Genomic DNA, 16,737 nt, shown 5'->3' with positions numbered 1-16,737 from the left:
CTGAATTCCCTACTTCTCGCGTCGACCGGCGCGCAGGAACCGCCCGGTGCGCTGTTTACCGAGGGCCGGGGATTTCTCGCCCAACCCGAATACGTGTTCGCCGTTCACCAGGACCGCGGTGACGGTGTCGTCATTGCGATTGACCATGCGGGAGAGGTTGTCGTACTCGGGAATCGGGTTCTCCGCGTACGCGTCCAGGCTCTCGTCCAGGTGTGCGGGATCGATGATCACCACATCGGCGCGATCGCCGACGCGCAGGTGCCCGGCGTCCAGGTCGTACCAGTCGGCCAGCTCGCCGGTGACGCGGTGCACGGCGTGCTCGACGGTCATGAACGGGCGTCCGGCCTGCTGCGCCTCGTTGACCCGCCGCAGCAGGCGCAGGCCGAAGTTGTAGAAGGCCATATTGCGCAGGTGCGCGCCCGCATCGGAAAAGCCCAGTTGCACACTGGGATCCGCGGCCAGCTGATCCAATACCTCGGGCCGGTGATTGGAGATGGTGGTGCGCCAGCGCACCTTGGGCCCGTACTCCACCACCAGATCCAGGAAGGCGTCGACCGGATGCACGCCACCGCGATCCACGCCGACCTGACCGAAGGTCTTGCCGATCACGCTCGCGTCCGGGCATTCGGTGATCTCGGCATCGAAGAAGTCCCGGTGCCAGACCCGCGGACCCCACTTCTTGTCGTAGTCCTTGCGGAACCAGCGCCGGTAGTTCTCGTCGGCGAGCAGTGCGCGCCGCTCGTCGATCTGGTTGGACAGGTGCAGAGCCGCCGCGCCGGAACCGAATTCCTCGAAGACGGGCAGATCGATGCCGTCGGAATAGACCTCGAACGGCACCGGCAGGTGCTGCCAGCGGAAGTCACCGCCGAGCCGGTTCAGGATCTTGCCGATGAGCGGGAAGACCTTCACCACACCGGGGATCGCCTTGATATCGGCGGCCGAGAGCAGGCTGACCTTCAGATTCGGCCGGAAGACGCCGAGGCTGCTGACCGCCATGGCGACCAGGCTCTGCGGGCGGGCCACATCGGGACCACCCTGGAGCGCCCGCTTGCGTTCGCGCAGAATGCGATTCAGCCGCCGCCGTTCCTTCGGCTTGGCGTAGGTGGAGGGCAGTGTGCGCGAGCGGCACACCTCACCGTCGAGCTTGTCGAACAGCAGCTGCTGCGAGGACATGCCGACGAAGCCCGCGTCCAGGGCCTCGGACAGTTTGTGCTCCATGGCCCGCAACTCGGATTCGGTGGGCGTGACATCGGGACTGGTGGCCCGCTGCAAACCCATCTGCGCCGACCGGATATCCGAATGACCGATGAAGGCAGCCAGATTCGCGCCCAGCGGCAGCGATTCCAGCGCCGCCACATAGCTGTGCGCGCTGTTCCAGGTCTTGAGCTCATCGACGGCCGCCACCACGTGTTTGCGCGGGATGGCCTCCACCCGGCCGAACAGGTCACCGGCGTCGGAGCCGTTCACATGCACAGTCGAGAGCGAGCACGAGCCCAGCAGGATCGTGGTGACGCCGTGCCGCAGCGATTCCGACAGCGTCGGATCCAGCAGCACCTCCACGTCGTAGTGGGTGTGGATATCGACCATGCCGGGAATGACCCACTGCCCGGCGGCGTCTATCACTCGCGCGCAATCGGTCTCGTCCAGCGGGGTGGCGCTGACCACCGCGATCCGGCCGCCGCTGATGCCGATATCACGGATGGCCGACGGCGCACCGGTGCCGTCGAACCAGCGGCCGCCCTTGATGATGGTGTCGTACACGGTGATTCACTCCCCCAGCGATAGTTCGCGGCGCAGCACCTTGCCGGTCGCGTTGCGCGGCAGCGCGTCGGCGGTGATCAGCCAGCGCGCGGGCACCTTGAAGTACGCCAGCCGCTGCGCCACGTGATCGCGCAACTCGTCCTCGGTGACCGAATCCGGGTCCGCGACAACGATGATCGCCGCCACCTCCTGGCCGAGGTCCTCGTGCGGGACGCCGAGCACCGCGGATTCGCGCACCAGCGGATGCTCGTCCAGGGCGTTCTCGATCTCGGCCGGGTACACGTTCTCACCGCCGCGCAGAATGAGATCCGAACGCCGCCCGGCCATTTGCAGGCGGCCCTCGGAGACGAAGCCGAAGTCGCCGGTGCGCAGCCAGCGATTCTCATCGATGGAGGCGGCGGTGGCGGCGGGATCGTTGTAGTAGCCGAGCATGACGTACGGGCTGCGCACGCAGATCTCGCCCTCGGTGCCGTCCGGCACGACTTTGCCTTCGGCATCGCGGATTTCGATGGCGACGCCGACGATGGGCCGCCCCACGGTCTCCGGATTCGCGATCAGGTCCGGCGGGGTGGCGACGGTGGCGGCGGTGCCGCTCTCGGTGCAGCCGTAGCTGGTGGTCAACGCGACCTGGGCCACCGGCACCCGCTCGCGCAGGCGCTGATGCAGGGCGGGCGAGGACGGCGCGGTGTTCAGCGACAGCGCCGACAGCGAGGACAGATCGTATTGCGCGACATCGACATCGAGCAGTCGGCTGGCCATGGTCGGCACCGCCGCCCAGTTGGTGATGCGCTCGGATTCGATGAGCCCCAGGATCTTCTCCGCATCGAAACCACCGCTGTGGAAGATGACCGCGTCACCGGTGGTGAGCCGGGGAATCACCAGATTGTGCAGGCTCGCGATATGGAACAGCGGCGAGGTGTTGAGGTAGCGCCGATCGGTCGGCGAACCGTCCCACGGCAGACCGCGGAATCCCGCCGCCAGCGCATCGGTGAAACGGTGATAGTCGCTGACCGCCACCATATTCCGTTGCGAGTGCACCACGCCCTTGGGACGGCCGGTGGTGCCGCTGGTGTAGAGGATGCAGGCCGGATCCTCTTCGGCCACTTCGGCGGTCGGGTACTGCCCCGCGAATTCGGCGGTCAGCGCCGGAAGGTCGTTCTCCATGGTGAGCACGGGCACCTGCGCACCCGAATCCGCCAGTAGCGCGGCCCGTTTGGCGTCCGCGATCACCACCTTCGGCTCGGTGTGCCCGATGCCGTAGGCGATCTCCTGCGGGGCCCACCAGGCGTTGTAGCCGACCGGTATCGCGCCCAAACGCTGTGCGGCCCAGAAGGTCAGCACCCATTCGGGGGTATTGGCGGCCAGAATGCCGACCCGATCGCCCTTGCCGACGCCGTAGCGTTCGGCCAGCGCGGCGGCGAGCGCGCCCGCGGCCTCGTAGTGCTGGGCGTAGGTCAGCCGGGAATCGGCGGTGACCAGATAGTCGCGGTCGCCGAGCGCGCGCGAATCCTCCAGCAGTTCCAGCAGCGAGCGCCGCCGATTGCGGAAAACCGGAATGGTCGCGCCGAGCACCGGTTCCACGGTGATCTCGAACGGGCCACCGGGACCGGTCAGGCCACCGGCGATCCGCGCCGCGAGCGCTTGGAGGTCAACAGCTTTGGTCATGAATCAGATCCTCGAGTATGTGGTGGGGCCGCGTACCGATATTGCCGTTTCTCCCCGCGCTCACGCACCGCCCCGCACCGCGGCGAAGGCCGCCTTCAGGTAGGCGTCGGCGCGGTCGGAGCCGATCAGGCCGGGGGCCATGCGATTCATGGTGTACGCGAACGTCACCCGGTGATCGAGATCGTTGACGACCATGGAGCCGCCCAGACCGCCCCACCAGCACACCCGCCCGTCCGGGACGTTCGGCACCGTCTGCGCGTGCGGCAGGCCGTAACCGATGCCGAAGCGCAGCGGCAGCAGGATCGCCAGGTCCACCCCGTCGACCTGCTCGTCGAAGATGAGGTCGATCGTCTTCTCGGACAGGTACTTCCGGCCGCTGAGCTCCCCGCCATTGCTGATCAGCGATTGGATGCGCGCCACCGAGCGCGCGTTGCCCTGACCGTTCACGCCGCCGATCTCGGCATCCCGCCATTCCGGGGTGCCACACATCTCGAAGTCCAGCAGCGGCTGGAACAGCGTCTTGTACATGACGCTGTCCTGCGGCAGCAGCGACTGATCGAACTCCGGGTACTCCGGCGGCACCAGGGTGGCGATGCGATCGGAATACTGTGCGGCCCCGCCGATGTGGAAGTCCGCGCCGAGTGGTCCGGCCAGCTCCTCGGCGAAGAATTTGCCCAGGGTGCGGCCGTCGATGCGGCGGATCAGCTCACCGATCAGATGTCCGTAGTTGAGCGCGTGATAGCCCGAGACGGTGCCCGGCTCCCACCACGGCTCCTGTTCGGCCAGCCGCGCGGTGGAGGACTCCCGCTCGTAGATATCGGGCACCTCGATCGGCGCTTCCCAGCCCGAGACCCCGGAGGTGTGCGAAAGCAGGTGCCGCACTTCGATATCGGCCTTGCCGTTGGCCGCGAACTCCGGCCAGTAGTGCGCCACCTTCTCGTGCACGTCCAGCGCGCCCTGATCGACCAGCAGCAGTGCGCTGAGCGCGGTCATGGTCTTGGTGACCGAGAAGGCGTTCACCAGGGTGTCCGCACCCCAGCGCCGGGTGCGCTCGGGATCGGCGTGCCCGCCCCACAGATCGACGACGGTATCGCCCTCGACCGTGATGCACAGGGACGCGCCCAGTTCCGCGCCGGATTCCACCTGTTCGGTGAAAGCCGTACGGACGGACTCGAATTCGTCGGTGCAGAATCCAGCCACGTTGCTCATTCCGATCCGCCCTTTCTCAGACTCGGACGGCCGCGCGGGCCGGGACCGGAAGCTCATGGCCCTGTGCCGCGGCGCGTTTCGCGCCGCGCGTCAGCTCACGCTGGAGATCGCGCACGTAGGGCTCGAATTCGATCTGGATGGTGTGCCGCGGCGAGTCGTAGTACTGCCCGCTGCGCTTCTCCTCGGCCAGGCGCATGGCCTCGGTCATCTCGGCCTCGGACGGCAGCCGGTAGTTGCCGGTCAGATAGGCCGCGACCAGCTTGGACTGCTGTTCGGCGAAGTTCACCAGCGTCGGCATCGGCTGGGCCAGACCGAGATAGAAGAGATTGTCGATGCCCGGCTTGATCATCTGCCGGTACAGCGGAATCATATTGCGCGCATCGGGCACCAGTTCCGCGTCGGAGAAGAACGGGAAGCTGATGTGATATCCGGTGGCGCACACCACCACATCCACCTCCTCCACACTGCCGTCGGCGAAATGCACGTGCTTGCCGTCCAGACGGGTGATGGCGGGTTTGAAGTCGATATCGCCGCAACCGGCGCGGTGCAGGAATTCCTCACTCGCGGACGGATGTGCCTCGAACGGCAGGTGATCCGGCTTGGGCAGGCCGTAATCCTCCATATAGCCGCGATTCTTGACCACGAAGCGCTGTTTCAGCTTGAGCCCCAGCTTCTTCGGCATCCACGGCGGCAGTGACGCCTTGTCACCGACCTTGCCGTTCACATACTTGGGCAGCACCCACACCCCGCGCCGGGCGGACAGGAAGAACTTCGAGGCGATGAACTTCTGCGACAGTTCGGCGGCGATATCCAGCCCCGAATTGCCCATGCCCACAACGACAACGCGCTTACCGCGCATATCGACCGGATCGAACGGATCGTTGTAGGCGTGCGAATGCATGAGCACGCCGTCGAATTCGCCCGGGTAGTCCGGCATGCGGGGATCCCAGTGGTGCCCGTTGCACACCAGCAGCACGTCATAGGTTTCGGTGCGGCCGGTATCGGTGCTGATCTGCCACAGGCCCTCGGCGTCACGCTTGGCCGAGATCACCTTGGTGTTCAGGATGATTCGGTCGCCGATGCCGAAATGCTCGACGTAATCCTTGAAGTACTGATGCAGCTGGGTGTGGTGCGGGAAGTCCGGCCACTCGTCCGGGGCCGGATAGTCCTCGAAGGCCAACCGGAACTTGGAGGTGTCGATGTGCAGGCTCTGATAGCAGGCCGACATGCCGTTCGGGTTCTTGAAGTACCAATTGCCGCCCACCTGATCCGACGCCTCATAGCAGTCGAAGGGGATGCCGTACTCGGCAAGCCGCTTGGCGGCAGTGATGCCGGACGGGCCGGCGCCGATGACGCACACCCTGGGCAACTCGCGTGTTTCCAATGCACTCTCCTGGCTTCGGCCGCAGGTCACACTCCACGGCCGGACGTGATGTGACACACACGCTAGCAGTCACTAGACATAGTGTCTAGTGAATCTACAAACGTCTATCATCGGGAGGGAAACACCGGCAGACGTAGACTCGAGCATCGGAAAAGGCAGCCGCACGGTCGCCTTTCGCTCACCCGAACCAAGGCGGCCAGCACCCATGCAGACCGAACCGGCCACTGACCCCGCACCCGCTGCGGGGGTGACCACCCGGCGCACCTCACTGCGCGATGAGCAGAAACGGCTCACTCGCAGCAGGCTCATCGACGCGGCCAAACAGCTGTTCACCACCCAGGGCTACGCGCCCGTGCGGGTGGACGACATCGCCGCGGCGGTCGGATGCAGCCGCGCCACCTTCTATCTGCACTTCACCGGCAAACCGGATGTCTTGCGCGCCATCGCCGCCCAGGGCGCACTGCCCAGCGTGCAGATCTTCTACGAGGATCTGGACCATGTGCTCGACACCGGATCGCGCGAGGAGTTCGCGGCCTGGATGCGGCGGTCCATCGACTGGTTCCAGGAGTACAAGGATCTGCTGCCCGCCTGGGATGAGGCGACGGCGCTGGAACCGGAGTTCCGCGAGGTGGCGCGCGAGGGCATTCTCGCGGTGCCGAATGTGATGACGTCATATCTGTCGCGCTGGCCCGAAGGGCAGCAGGACGAGGCGAGACTGCGAATCGAATTGCTGGTGGCGCAGCTGGAGCGGTTCTTCACGCGCTGGGCCATGCAGGGGACCATCGATGTCTCGGCCGAGGAGGCCGCGACGGTGCTGACCGATATCTGGTTCCCGGCGCTGCAAACACCCGGGGCCTGAAGGCTATTGGCGATGCCGGTCAGCGTGGATCGGCAAATGCTCAGCTGTCCCGATTCGCCGCAAATGTGGTGCGCGCTTGTTTCAATTCCCAGAAGGCGCGCAGCGCAATGATTTTCCCGCCGGAATTCACCCGATAGGTGAAGACGCCGTCCACCTCGGTGGCGCGATCGGCGCGCGCGCTGCGAATGGTTCCGATGAAGGCCACCTCGTCACCGCAGGCATAGGAATCGGTGAGCCGGAAGTCGATGGCACTGGGGGCGATGGCCATATCCCAGAAGGCGGCAATGGCGGTATGGCCGAAATGGCCGTCGCCGATCGGATCGTACGGGGAGATACCGATGGGGTCCTCGACCCGCGCGTCCGGTGCGAACAGTGCCAGCCAGTCGGCCTTGCGATGCGCGCGCACCGCGGCCTGTGAAGCGAGACCGGCACGGCGGGCGGGATGTTCGGCATCGGACATGCCGTCATCCTGGGCCCGCCGCGGTCGATAGTCGACCGGGAATTCCGGTCAGCGGGCGGCGGCGGAACCCGTCCAGCCGAAGCCCGCGCCCGGGTTGGTGGCCGGGTCATTGGCATTGACCTGCGCGCTGCACGCCTCATCGCTCAAGCCGGACGCCTTGCACGCCGTCCACGGGTCGTACATCGGCACAGCGGAGGCAGGGGCGAAAGACCCTGCGGCACAACCTGCAATCAGACCGACAGTGACAACCAGCTTCTTCACCGGGAAACCCTTCGAGCGAAATGGAATTTCCTGGCACATTGCCATGGCAATGCGAAAACTGCCAAACAATCGGAGATTTCGGCGATTCGGTCAGGCGACGCGAACGGTACGCAAACTACCCGCCGCGATGCGATAGCGATCAACGAGCAAACGCACAATCGCGGGATGCACACCGATCGGCTCGGCCACCCCATCCGCACCCGCGGCATGCAACCGTTCATGGAAAAGACCGTGCGCCAGCAGATACGACGCGATGAAAACCCGCTGCGCGCCAGCGGCCCGCAATTCGGCCACCACCTCGGGCACCCTCGGCTCACCGGTCGCGATATACGCCACCCGCACCGGCGCGGCGATCTGCTCGGCCAGCAGTCCGGCGGCCCGCCGCACATCCCGGCGCGCCCGCGCGTCCGATGATCCGGCGGCCGCGAACACCACCGCGTCACCGGGCCGCCATCCGGCCGCCCGCAACCGCATCCGCATCACCGCGGCCAGGGCCGGATCCGGCCCCATGGCCGGGGTGACCGCCACCGCGCCGTGCGCACTGGCCGCCACCTCGCGCGGCACATCCTGATACACGTGATAGCCCGAGGCCAGGAACGCCGGAACCACCACGGCGGGAACATCATCCACGTCGCGCAGCACCTCGGACGGCGAAGGCCCCAGCACATCCACGAACGCCGTCCGCACCCGCGGCACCTCCGAAGATGCCGATGCGCCCCCGAACGGCGCACCGGCACCAGCTTCCACCCGCACCGCGGCGAAATCCGCCGTGCGAGTGACACGTCCGTCGGCCTGCGCCTCGAGCTCGCGCGACACCGCCTCGGCCAGCGCCGCGATCATCTCCACACCGCGCGCACTCCTGGTGCCGTGCGCGACCAGAACCAGCGCGGGGGTATTCACCAGGCCTCCGCGACGGGGGCGGGGCGGATCGGGCGGACGGGTGCGCCGGAACCGGTGACGGCCGGGCGCGGCGGGAACGACGCGTGGGCCGAGCCGTTCAGTGCGGAGTCGGTGGGCCGGACGATACCGGGGCCGCGCGCCGGGAGGTCCTGGCGCGGCGGGAAAGTCGTTGCGCGGGAAGGAAACTGCGGACGTGCGGCGGGGGTGGCGGGAATCGCCTGGACCGGGCGCGGGTTGTCGATGCATTCGGCCGGGTCCAGGGCGAGCCGGTAGCCGCGCTTGACGACGGTTTGAATGGCCTTCGGGGTGCCCAGGCCCGCGCGCAGGCGGGCGATGGCGGTTTCCACGGCGTGCGTGTCATCGCCGCCGCCGGGCAGGGCGGCCAGCAGATCCTCGCGGGAGACGACACGACCGGGCTGGCGAGCCAGCGAACGCATCAAAGCCATTGGGGCGGGAGCCAATTGGCGCACCTGACCATCCACCACCACGCACGCGCCGCGCACGCTGAGGATATGGCCGGCGGCCTGGATGCGGCTGGCGCGCCGCGGCAGTTCCTCCGCCACATGGCGAGCCAGCGCACCGAGCCGGGCGCGGCCGGGCATGGTGGTGGCCACGCCGAGTTCTTCCAACGGGGCGGCGGTGATCGGTCCGACGCAGGCGGCCAGCACCCGGCCGCGGAAGGCGTGCAGTATCGCCTCCAGCAGTCCGGTTTCCTTGGCGCGCATGAGAAGTGAGGCCACCGCGGGCGCACTGGTGAAGGTCACGCAGTCCAGCCCGCCGGTGACGATGCCCTCGATGAGGCGATCCATCGGGGTGCGGTCCTCGGGCGGAATCCAGCGGTAGACCGGCACCGGCACCACATCGGCTCCGGCACAGCGCAATACCTCGCAGAAGTCCGGAACCGGCTCCCATTCGGTGGTCGCGCCGTGCAGCTGCACCGCGATCCGCATACCCTCGACGCCCTGCGCGAGCAGATGATCGAGCACCTCGGCGGAGGATTCGGACGCGGGCGACCATTCCTCACGCAGTTCGGCGGCGCGAATCGCGCCCTTGGCCTTGGGGCCGCGCGCCAGCATGCGGGTGGACGCCAGGGTTTCGCGCAGTTCCTCGGCGAGCCCCCAACCTTCGGCGGCCTCCATCCAGCCCCGGAATCCGATACCGGTGGTGGCGACGGTGAGCTGCGGCGGCTCGGCGATCAGCTGGCGGGTGACCCGCTCCAGCTCGGTGTCGTCCGCCAGCGGAATGATTCGAATCGCCGGGGCGGAAACAACATTCGCGCCCCGGCGGGTGAGCAGCGTGCCGAGCTCGTCGGCCCGGCGCGCCGCGGTGATGCCGACCGTGAATCCGGCCAGCGGGGTTCCAGCGTCGACCTCGGTCATGCCGTACCACCGTCGGGTTCATTGGCCAGGGCGACCACACCGTCCACCACACGCACCGCGTGCACCGGAACCGATACCGAGTCATCGTCCAGGCAGCGCCCGTCGATGAGCGAGAAAGCCTGCTTGAGCAGCGGAGAAGCCACCACCGGCACCCCGCCGCGATCACCGACGATGCCGCGCGACATGACCGCCGCCCGGCCGAAGGGATCGATATTGCCGACGGCGTACAGCATGCCGTCCGCGGTCAGGAAGAGCGCCGCCTGGCGGCCGCCCTTCAGCAGTACCGCAACGCCGCGGCCGGGAATCAGATAATCGAGTCGGCAAGCCGAGGTCCAGCCGTTGAGGCTGGTGGCGGTGCCTGGTGTGTCGATCACGGTGGTCATCGGTACTCTCCTCCGAACGCCCTCACCTATTGATACGGACGTCCTGTTTCCGGGCGGTTAAGCGGTCATTTCCCGTTCGTGGCGTTGGCTGAGCCGCTGATCACAGCGAATCGCTCACCTTGATCGGCGGAATGCCCAGCAATACCGGCACCTTGCGCTCACCGCTCTCGTCGAAGGCGATGGTCGGATCCGCCTCGTCCGGCGCGTTCACGAAGGATACGAAGCGGGACAGCTTCTCCTCGTCCTCGAGTACGGCCGCCCATTCGTCGCGGTAACCGTCCACGTGCCGGGCCATGGCGGCTTCCAGATCGGCGGCGATGCCGAGGCTGTCCTCGCAGACGACGGCCTTGAGGTAGTCGATGCCGCCTTCGAGGGCCTCCTGCCACGGCGCGGTGCGCTGCAACCGGTCGGCGGTGCGGATGTAGAACATGAGGTAGCGGTCGATGTAGCTGATCAGCGTCTCGTCATCGAGTTCACCGGCCAGCAGCACCGCGTGCTTCGGGGTGAGACCGCCATTGCCGCCCACGTACAGGTTCCAGCCGTGCTCGGTGGCGATGACGCCGACGTCCTTGCCGCGCGCCTCCGCGCATTCGCGGGCGCACCCGGATACGCCCAGCTTCAGCTTGTGCGGGGAACGCAAACCGCGGTAACGCTTTTCGAGCAGTACGGCCATGCCGACCGAATCCTGCTGACCGTACCGGCACCAGGTGGAGCCGACGCAGGACTTCACCGTGCGCAGTGATTTGCCGTAGGCGTGGCCCGATTCCATGCCCGCGTCGACCAGGCGCTGCCAGATCAGCGGCAGCTGCTCCACCCGTGCGCCGAACAGGTCGATGCGCTGACCGCCGGTGACCTTCACGTACAGATCGAATTCCTTGGCCACCTGACCGATGGTGATGAGCTGCTCGGCGGTGACCTCACCGCCGGGCATGCGCGGCACCACCGAATAGGTGCCGTTCTTCTGAAGATTGGCCAGGAAGTGATCGTTGGTGTCCTGCAGCGCCGCCTGCTCGCCGTCCAGAATGTGATCGCTGGAGGTCGAGGCCAGGATCGAGGCCACGGTCGGCTTGCAGATATCGCAACCCGTGCCGGTGCCGTGCTTGGCGATCAGACCGGAGAAGGTGCGGATACCGGTGGACTGAATGATGTGGAACAGCTCGGCACGGGACTGCGTGAAGTGCTCGCACAGCGACTTCGAGACCGCCACACCCGACTGCTCCAGCAGCTTCTTGAGCATGGGAACGCAACCGCCGCAGGAGGTTCCGGCATTGGTGCAGCTCTTGATGGCCGGCACATCGCACGCGCCGTCGGCGATGGCCCCGCAGATCGAACCCTTGGAAACGTTGTTGCAGGAGCAGATCTGGGCGTCATCGGGCAGTGCGTCCGCACCCAGTTCCGCACCGGCCGGGGAGATCAGCGCGGCCGGTTCGGCGGGCAGCGGGCGACCCACCAGCGGGCGCAGCGAGGAGTACGCGGTGGCGTCACCGACCAGCACACCGCCGAGCAGCGTCTTGGCGTCATCGGAGACAACGAGTTTGGCGTAGGTGCGCTTGGCGGCATCGTGCAGCACCACCGAGAGCGCGCCCTCGGTGCGGGCGTGCGCGTCACCGAAGCTGGCCACGTCCACCCCGAGCAGCTTGAGCTTGGTGGACAGATCCGCACCCGGGAATTCCCCTGCGCCACCGAGCAATCGGTCCGCGACGACCTCGGCGGTGCTGTAGCCGGGGGCGACCAGGCCGTAGCAGACGCCCTCGATCGCGGCGACCTCGCCGATGGCGTAGATGTTCGGATCCGAGGTCCGCAGGCCCAGGTCGGTGATGATGCCGCCGCGCGGTCCGACCTCGATATCGGCCGTGCGGGCGATCTCATCGCGGGGGCGCACACCCGCCGCGAACACCACCAGCGCGGCGCGCAGCTGCGACTCGTCCGAGAAGGTGACGTTCAACTTCTCCGAAAGCGGTGCGTCCGCGATGGTTTCGATGCTGGAGGTGCCGACACCGGTGTGCACGTGCAGGCCCAGTTCGGTGACCAGCTTGGCCAGGATCGCGCCGCCGCCCTCATCGATCTGGGCGGGCATCAGCCACTGGTTGAACTCGACCACGTGCGGGGTCATGCCCAGCAGGCGCAGCGCGTTGGCGGCCTCCAGGCCGAGCAGACCGCCGCCGACGACCACGCCGACCGCGCCCGGACCGGCGGCCTCGGCGGTGGCGCGAATGCCGTCCAGGTCCTCCAGGGTGCGGTAGACGAAGCATTCGGGCTCGTCATGACCCGGCACCGGCGGTACGAAGGCGTACGAACCGGTCGCGAGAACCAGTGCGTCGTAACCGATTACGTCACCGGTGGAGGTGGTGACCTTGCGCGCGGCCTTGTCGATCGCGTCGGCGCGCACGCCCAGGCGCACCTGCACCAGCTCGTCGCCCGGGTAGTCGTTGCCCGGCAGCGCCAGCGCGGAGGTCTCCCATTCGCCCACGTAGGACGAGAGGCCGACGCGGTCGTACGCGGCCAGCTTCTCCTCGCTGAGCACGATGACCTGCCAGTCACCGGCGTCGTCGCGGGAGCGCAGCGCCTCCACGAAACGGTGTCCCACCATGCCGTGGCCCACGACCACCGCGGTCTTGCGTTCGACTGAGTTCGTCATGACAGGTCCTTTCGGGACGACGGTGTGGGTCAGACCCGGGCCGACGTGGTGGACGGGGAATCGGATTCGGCCGCTTCGGCTTTCAGCACCAGCGCCTCGGCCTCGGTGACCACCTCGGAATCGAGGGCCTTGAGACTCGGGCGGCGCATGAAGACCGTCCAGCAGACCAGACCGCAGATCACGTAGAAGGCCATGAAGACCCAGAAGGCGGTGGTGGCGGAGCTGGTGGAAGCGTACGAGGAGCGCAGCACCAGGTTGATGCCGACGCCGCCGAGGGCGCCGATCGCGCCGACGAAACCGATCAGCGCACCGGAGGTGTTCTGCGCCCATGCCGCGCGGGTGGCCGAATCACCTTCGATACCACGGGATTTCGCTTCGAAAACGGACGGGATGATCTTGGTGACCGCGCCGTTGCCGAACCCGGAGATGATGAACAGCGCGGTGAAACCGATGATCAGCGCCACCAGCACGCCGCCCTTGGGGCTGCCGATGCCGTCACCCAGGGTGCTGGACACCGCGACCACCGCGGCGGCCGTGGTCATGGCCCCGAAGGTGTACAGCGTGACCCGGCTGCCGCCGATGCGATCGGCCCACTTACCGCCGTAGGGGCGGGCCAGCGAACCGAGCAGCGGGCCGATGAAGGCGATCTGCGCGGCGTGCAGCGCCGCGGCGGCAGCGGTCGCGCCGCCGGCCTTGAAGCTGATCTGCAACACCTGACCGAACGCGAAGCTGTAGCCGATGAAGGAACCGAAGGTGCCGATGTACAGGAAGGCGATGGCCCAGGACTGCGGTACCCGCAGCGCCTTGAGCATGTAGGACAGATCCGCCTTCTGGTTCTTGACGTTGTCCATATTGATCGCCGCGCCCAGCGCCGCGACCACGATGAGCGCCAGGTACACCAGGCAGACCACCGAGGCATTGCCGTACGCGTTGCCCAGGGTGGCGATGACCGCCAGGCCGATCAGCTGGATCACCGGCACGCCGATATTGCCGCCGCCCGCGTTCATGCCCAGCGCCCAGCCCTTGAGCCGCTGCGGGTAGAAGACGTTGATATTCGACATCGACGACGAGAAGTTGCCGCCGCCCAGGCCAGCGAACGCCGCGATCACCAGGAAGGTGGTGTACGAGGTGCCCGGCTTGTTGATGAAGTACAGCGTCAGCAGCACCGGCACCAGCAGCGCCAGCGCGCTGAAGATGGTCCAGTTGCGCCCGCCGAACTTGGCGGTGGCGACGGTGTACGGAATCCGCATGACGCCGCCGACCAGGGTCGGCACCGCGCCGAGGAAGAACTTTCCGGCGGTGTCGATGTGGAACACATTGGTGGGCATGAACAGCACCATGACCGACCAGATCGACCACACCGAGAATCCGATGTGCTCGGCGAACACCGACCAGATCAGATTGCGCCGGGCGATGGCCTTACCGCCGGATTCCCAGGCTTCGACATCCTCGGCATCCCAGTGTTCGATGTCGCGATTGCGCATCAGCATCTTCCCGGCCTCCCTGAAATCTTGATGACTTCAAGGTAGGAAACGGGTATTGCCGCAATGCTGCGCGGAATGACCTTCAAATCAACGGTTGCTCACGCAAACGATTATTCGGAGGTGAGCTTGTGAGGTTTGTTTCGTCCATATGACACAACGGTTTCCGCGCGTCACGAACCACCCAAAATCGCCATTGCCGACCGTGAGGTGAGAGCGTCGCCACATAGCTTCGCCCGATCCTCACCGGTCGGCAACTCGAACGGTGAAATCAGTTCCAGGTGTCCTCGAGCATGCGCGGCTTGCACGCCAGCCACGCGCCGCCGACCAACACCAGCACCGCGACCGAGAGGAAGCCGAACGGGGCCAGCCACTTTCCGGTCATCGTGTGCAGCGCGCCGAACAGCACCGGGCCGATGCATGCCACGGCGTAGCCGACGCCCTGGGTGAAGCCGGACAGCGCGGCCGAACCGGCGGAGGTGCGGGTGCGCAGATTGATCAGGGTCAGCGCCATCGGGAAGGTGGACGGGCCAAGGCCCAGCAGCAGCACCCACACCAGCGGGGCGCTCATCGGGGCGATGAGCAGACCGGCGAAACCGGCGAAGAAGAATGCGGCACAGGCGATCACGACCGGGAACGGATTGCGCATGCGGCCCACCACGATCGGTGCGCTCAGCGCGGCGGCCAGGCCGATCAGCGCGAAGATGCCGACCATGCTGCCGCCGAAGGACGCGCTGGCACCGGCGTCGGAGAAGATCGTCGGCATCCAGGTGAACATGGAATAGGTGGTCAGCGAGGTCATGCCGAACATCAGCGCCATGCCCCAGGCCAGCGGCGAACGCCACACCTTGCCGGTCGCCTCCAGCGGCTCGGGCGGGAGTTCGGTGGTGTCCAGGCGGGCGTGATCACGCCGGACGCGCAGGACGCCGAGCCACGGCAACATGGCCAGCAGCGGCAGCACCGCCCACAGGCCCAGCGAGACGCGCCAGCCGTGCGAATCCGCCAGCGGGACCGCGATCAGCGCGGGGATGACGGTGCCGAGCTGCACCAGCACGATGTACACCGAGCTCAGCAGTGCCAGGCGATCGGAGAAGTAGCGCTTCACCAGCGGCGGGATCACCACGTTGCCGATGCCCATACCGGTCAGGGCCAGGGCCGAAAAGGCAAGCAGCTCCCAGGTTTCCGGTACGACGGCGCGCACGGCGGAGCCCGCGGCGGTCATCAGCATGGCGATCAGGGCGGTGGTTTCCAGGCCGAAGCGGCGCGAAAGGATAGGGGTGAGCAGGCCCGCGATCGCGAACATGGCGGTCGGGATCATGCCGAAGACGCCGACGACGGCGGTGGAGTAGCCCAGGTCATCGCCGATTCGGGAGGCCAGCGGGGTGAAGGCGGTGACCGCGATGCGCAGGGTGAGCGCGGACATCAGGATGGCGGCCAGCACGAGCAGGCGGCCTTCGAGCAGCGAACGCTTACGGTCCGGTATGGACTGCCTGGTATGCGCCTTTTCCGATTCGACGGCGGTGTTCTGCCGGGTAGCAGAAGTAAGGCCCCGCGCGGGGGCCGTCGTCTCGTTCAAGGTCGCAGTCACCACGAAATCATAGGATGACCCGATGATGTGATGCAACGAATGTGAGGCACGGTACGCTGTGCAACGTGCAACCAGTCCGGCGCACCAGCCTCATCGCCCAGGTGACCGAGCAGCTGCGTGCCGAAATCCGTTCCGGCCGTTGGCCCGTCGGCTCGCGTATCCCCACCGAGCCCGAACTCACCGAGCTCACCGGCACCGGCCGCAATACCGTCCGCGAGGCCGTCCAGGCGCTCGTGCACGCGGGGATGGTCGAGCGCAGACAGGGCTCGGGGACCTATGTGATCTCCACCTCCACGCTCGGCGGCACCCTCACCGAGTTCTTCGCCGACGCCCAGCAGCGCGACATCCTCGAACTGCGGCAGGCGCTGGACACCACCGCGGCCGCGCTCGCCGCGCAACGCCGCGATGACATCGACATCGCGAACCTGGAGCGACTCGAGCAGGAGCGGCAAGCCGCCTGGGATGACGATCACGACACCGCCATCGACGCCGACGTGCAACTGCACCGCGCCATCGTGGTCGCCAGCCACAACGCGGTATACCTGGAGTTCTACGATTCGCTGCTGCCGGTGATCGCGGCCGGAATCCGTTCGCGCTCGCAGAAAGCCGGAGAGGCGTACCACGCCGAGCACACCGAACTGGTGCGCGCGGTCATCGACGGCGATCCCGAACGCGCCGCCCGGGCGGCCAACTGCTTCCTCGGCTCGCTCATCGCCGAATACGACGAACCATCCGATGAATCCGGAGCGTAAACGGAACGTCACCGCGC

Annotated in this window: 14 protein-coding genes; 2 read left to right on the top strand and 12 right to left on the bottom strand. The window is 67.0% G+C overall.

The genetic code is table 11. The annotated features are described in order from the left end of the window. Nucleotides 1–9: 9 nt before the first annotated feature. Genes ACFVUS_RS35155 through ACFVUS_RS35140 form a run of 4 tightly spaced genes read right to left on the bottom strand, consistent with a single transcriptional unit; the run spans nucleotide 10 to nucleotide 6,019 of the window. Nucleotides 10–1,761: an amidohydrolase family protein gene (locus tag ACFVUS_RS35155; RefSeq protein WP_387776687.1), complete on the bottom strand. Its 1,752-nt coding sequence runs from the start codon at nucleotides 1,759–1,761 to the stop codon at nucleotides 10–12. A gap of 6 nt (nucleotides 1,762–1,767) precedes the next feature. Continuing rightward, nucleotides 1,768–3,426 carry a class I adenylate-forming enzyme family protein gene (locus tag ACFVUS_RS35150; protein WP_387776684.1) on the bottom strand — a complete coding sequence of 553 codons (1,659 nt, stop codon included), beginning with the start codon at nucleotides 3,424–3,426 and terminating at the stop codon, nucleotides 1,768–1,770. Nucleotides 3,427–3,486: 60 nt separating this feature from the next. After that, a complete protein-coding gene (locus ACFVUS_RS35145; RefSeq protein ID WP_387776681.1) occupies nucleotides 3,487–4,635 on the bottom strand; it encodes a serine hydrolase domain-containing protein in 1,149 nt (382 codons plus the stop codon). Between the two features lie 16 nt (nucleotides 4,636–4,651). Next, on the bottom strand, nucleotides 4,652–6,019 hold the full coding sequence (locus ACFVUS_RS35140) for a flavin-containing monooxygenase (RefSeq protein WP_387776678.1): 1,368 nt from the start codon (nucleotides 6,017–6,019) through the stop codon (nucleotides 4,652–4,654). A 205-nt stretch (nucleotides 6,020–6,224) separates the two neighbouring features. On the opposite strand from ACFVUS_RS35140, the gene ACFVUS_RS35135 reads away from it, so the two are divergent. Further along, nucleotides 6,225–6,878, top strand: coding sequence for a TetR/AcrR family transcriptional regulator (locus tag ACFVUS_RS35135; RefSeq protein WP_387776675.1), 654 nt, complete (start codon nucleotides 6,225–6,227; stop codon nucleotides 6,876–6,878). Nucleotides 6,879–6,918: 40 nt separating this feature from the next. On the opposite strand, the gene ACFVUS_RS35130 is transcribed toward ACFVUS_RS35135, so the two are convergent. The 8 genes from ACFVUS_RS35130 to ACFVUS_RS35095 all read right to left on the bottom strand — a co-directional run bounded on the left by ACFVUS_RS35130 (nucleotide 6,919) and on the right by ACFVUS_RS35095 (nucleotide 15,803). After that, on the bottom strand, nucleotides 6,919–7,338 hold the full coding sequence (locus tag ACFVUS_RS35130) for a nuclear transport factor 2 family protein (protein WP_387776672.1): 420 nt from the start codon (nucleotides 7,336–7,338) through the stop codon (nucleotides 6,919–6,921). A 48-nt stretch (nucleotides 7,339–7,386) separates the two neighbouring features. Further along, complete coding sequence (locus ACFVUS_RS35125; protein WP_387776669.1) at nucleotides 7,387–7,521, bottom strand: hypothetical protein; 135 nt, start codon at nucleotides 7,519–7,521, stop codon at nucleotides 7,387–7,389. Between the two features lie 168 nt (nucleotides 7,522–7,689). Beyond that, complete coding sequence (locus ACFVUS_RS35120) at nucleotides 7,690–8,499, bottom strand: sirohydrochlorin chelatase (RefSeq protein ID WP_387776666.1); 810 nt, start codon at nucleotides 8,497–8,499, stop codon at nucleotides 7,690–7,692. After that, nucleotides 8,496–9,878: a uroporphyrinogen-III synthase gene (locus ACFVUS_RS35115; RefSeq protein ID WP_387776663.1), complete on the bottom strand. Its 1,383-nt coding sequence runs from the start codon at nucleotides 9,876–9,878 to the stop codon at nucleotides 8,496–8,498. Before ACFVUS_RS35115 ends, ACFVUS_RS35120 begins: the two co-directional genes overlap by 4 nt. Further along, complete coding sequence (gene nirD / locus ACFVUS_RS35110) at nucleotides 9,875–10,261, bottom strand: nitrite reductase small subunit NirD (RefSeq protein ID WP_387776660.1); 387 nt, start codon at nucleotides 10,259–10,261, stop codon at nucleotides 9,875–9,877. The genes ACFVUS_RS35115 and nirD overlap by 4 nt, the downstream gene beginning before the upstream one ends. 100 nt (nucleotides 10,262–10,361) lie before the next feature. Further along, nucleotides 10,362–12,899: a nitrite reductase large subunit NirB gene (gene nirB, locus ACFVUS_RS35105; RefSeq protein WP_387776657.1), complete on the bottom strand. Its 2,538-nt coding sequence runs from the start codon at nucleotides 12,897–12,899 to the stop codon at nucleotides 10,362–10,364. A 29-nt stretch (nucleotides 12,900–12,928) separates the two neighbouring features. After that, the gene (locus ACFVUS_RS35100) at nucleotides 12,929–14,383 is read right to left on the bottom strand and encodes an MFS transporter (RefSeq protein WP_387778511.1); all 1,455 of its coding nucleotides are present in this window, start codon (nucleotides 14,381–14,383) and stop codon (nucleotides 12,929–12,931) included. 268 nt (nucleotides 14,384–14,651) lie between these two features. Continuing rightward, nucleotides 14,652–15,803, bottom strand: coding sequence for an MFS transporter (locus ACFVUS_RS35095; protein WP_387778508.1), 1,152 nt, complete (start codon nucleotides 15,801–15,803; stop codon nucleotides 14,652–14,654). 230 nt (nucleotides 15,804–16,033) lie between these two features. Between ACFVUS_RS35095 and ACFVUS_RS35090 the strand changes: the two genes are divergently transcribed. Then, the gene (locus ACFVUS_RS35090) at nucleotides 16,034–16,720 is read left to right on the top strand and encodes a FadR/GntR family transcriptional regulator (RefSeq protein ID WP_387776654.1); all 687 of its coding nucleotides are present in this window, start codon (nucleotides 16,034–16,036) and stop codon (nucleotides 16,718–16,720) included. The last annotated feature ends 17 nt before the right edge of the window (nucleotides 16,721–16,737 follow it).

Source organism: Nocardia sp. NPDC058058 (assembly GCF_042885355.1).
In the GTDB taxonomy this organism is placed as follows: Bacteria; Actinomycetota; Actinomycetes; order Mycobacteriales; family Mycobacteriaceae; genus Nocardia.
Note: the sequence above shows the minus strand (reverse complement) of the source record. Positions and strands in the feature narration are given on the sequence as shown.

Bases quoted from the DNA above. Each gene is read 5' to 3' on its own strand.
- ACFVUS_RS35135 (WP_387776675.1), top strand. From the start codon at position 6,225: ATGCAGACCGAACCGGCCACTGACCCCGCACCCGCTGCGGGGGTGACC.
- nirB (WP_387776657.1), bottom strand. From the start codon at position 12,899: ATGACGAACTCAGTCGAACGCAAGACCGCGGTGGTCGTGGGCCACGGC.
- ACFVUS_RS35095 (WP_387778508.1), bottom strand. From the start codon at position 15,803: ATGTCCGCGCTCACCCTGCGCATCGCGGTCACCGCCTTCACCCCGCTG.
- ACFVUS_RS35150 (WP_387776684.1), bottom strand. From the start codon at position 3,426: ATGACCAAAGCTGTTGACCTCCAAGCGCTCGCGGCGCGGATCGCCGGT.
- ACFVUS_RS35100 (WP_387778511.1), bottom strand. From the start codon at position 14,383: ATGCGCAATCGCGACATCGAACACTGGGATGCCGAGGATGTCGAAGCC.
- ACFVUS_RS35125 (WP_387776669.1), bottom strand. From the start codon at position 7,521: ATGTACGACCCGTGGACGGCGTGCAAGGCGTCCGGCTTGAGCGATGAG.
- ACFVUS_RS35115 (WP_387776663.1), bottom strand. From the start codon at position 9,878: ATGACCGAGGTCGACGCTGGAACCCCGCTGGCCGGATTCACGGTCGGC.
- nirD (WP_387776660.1), bottom strand. From the start codon at position 10,261: ATGACCACCGTGATCGACACACCAGGCACCGCCACCAGCCTCAACGGC.
- ACFVUS_RS35130 (WP_387776672.1), bottom strand. From the start codon at position 7,338: ATGTCCGATGCCGAACATCCCGCCCGCCGTGCCGGTCTCGCTTCACAG.
- ACFVUS_RS35145 (WP_387776681.1), bottom strand. From the start codon at position 4,635: ATGAGCAACGTGGCTGGATTCTGCACCGACGAATTCGAGTCCGTCCGT.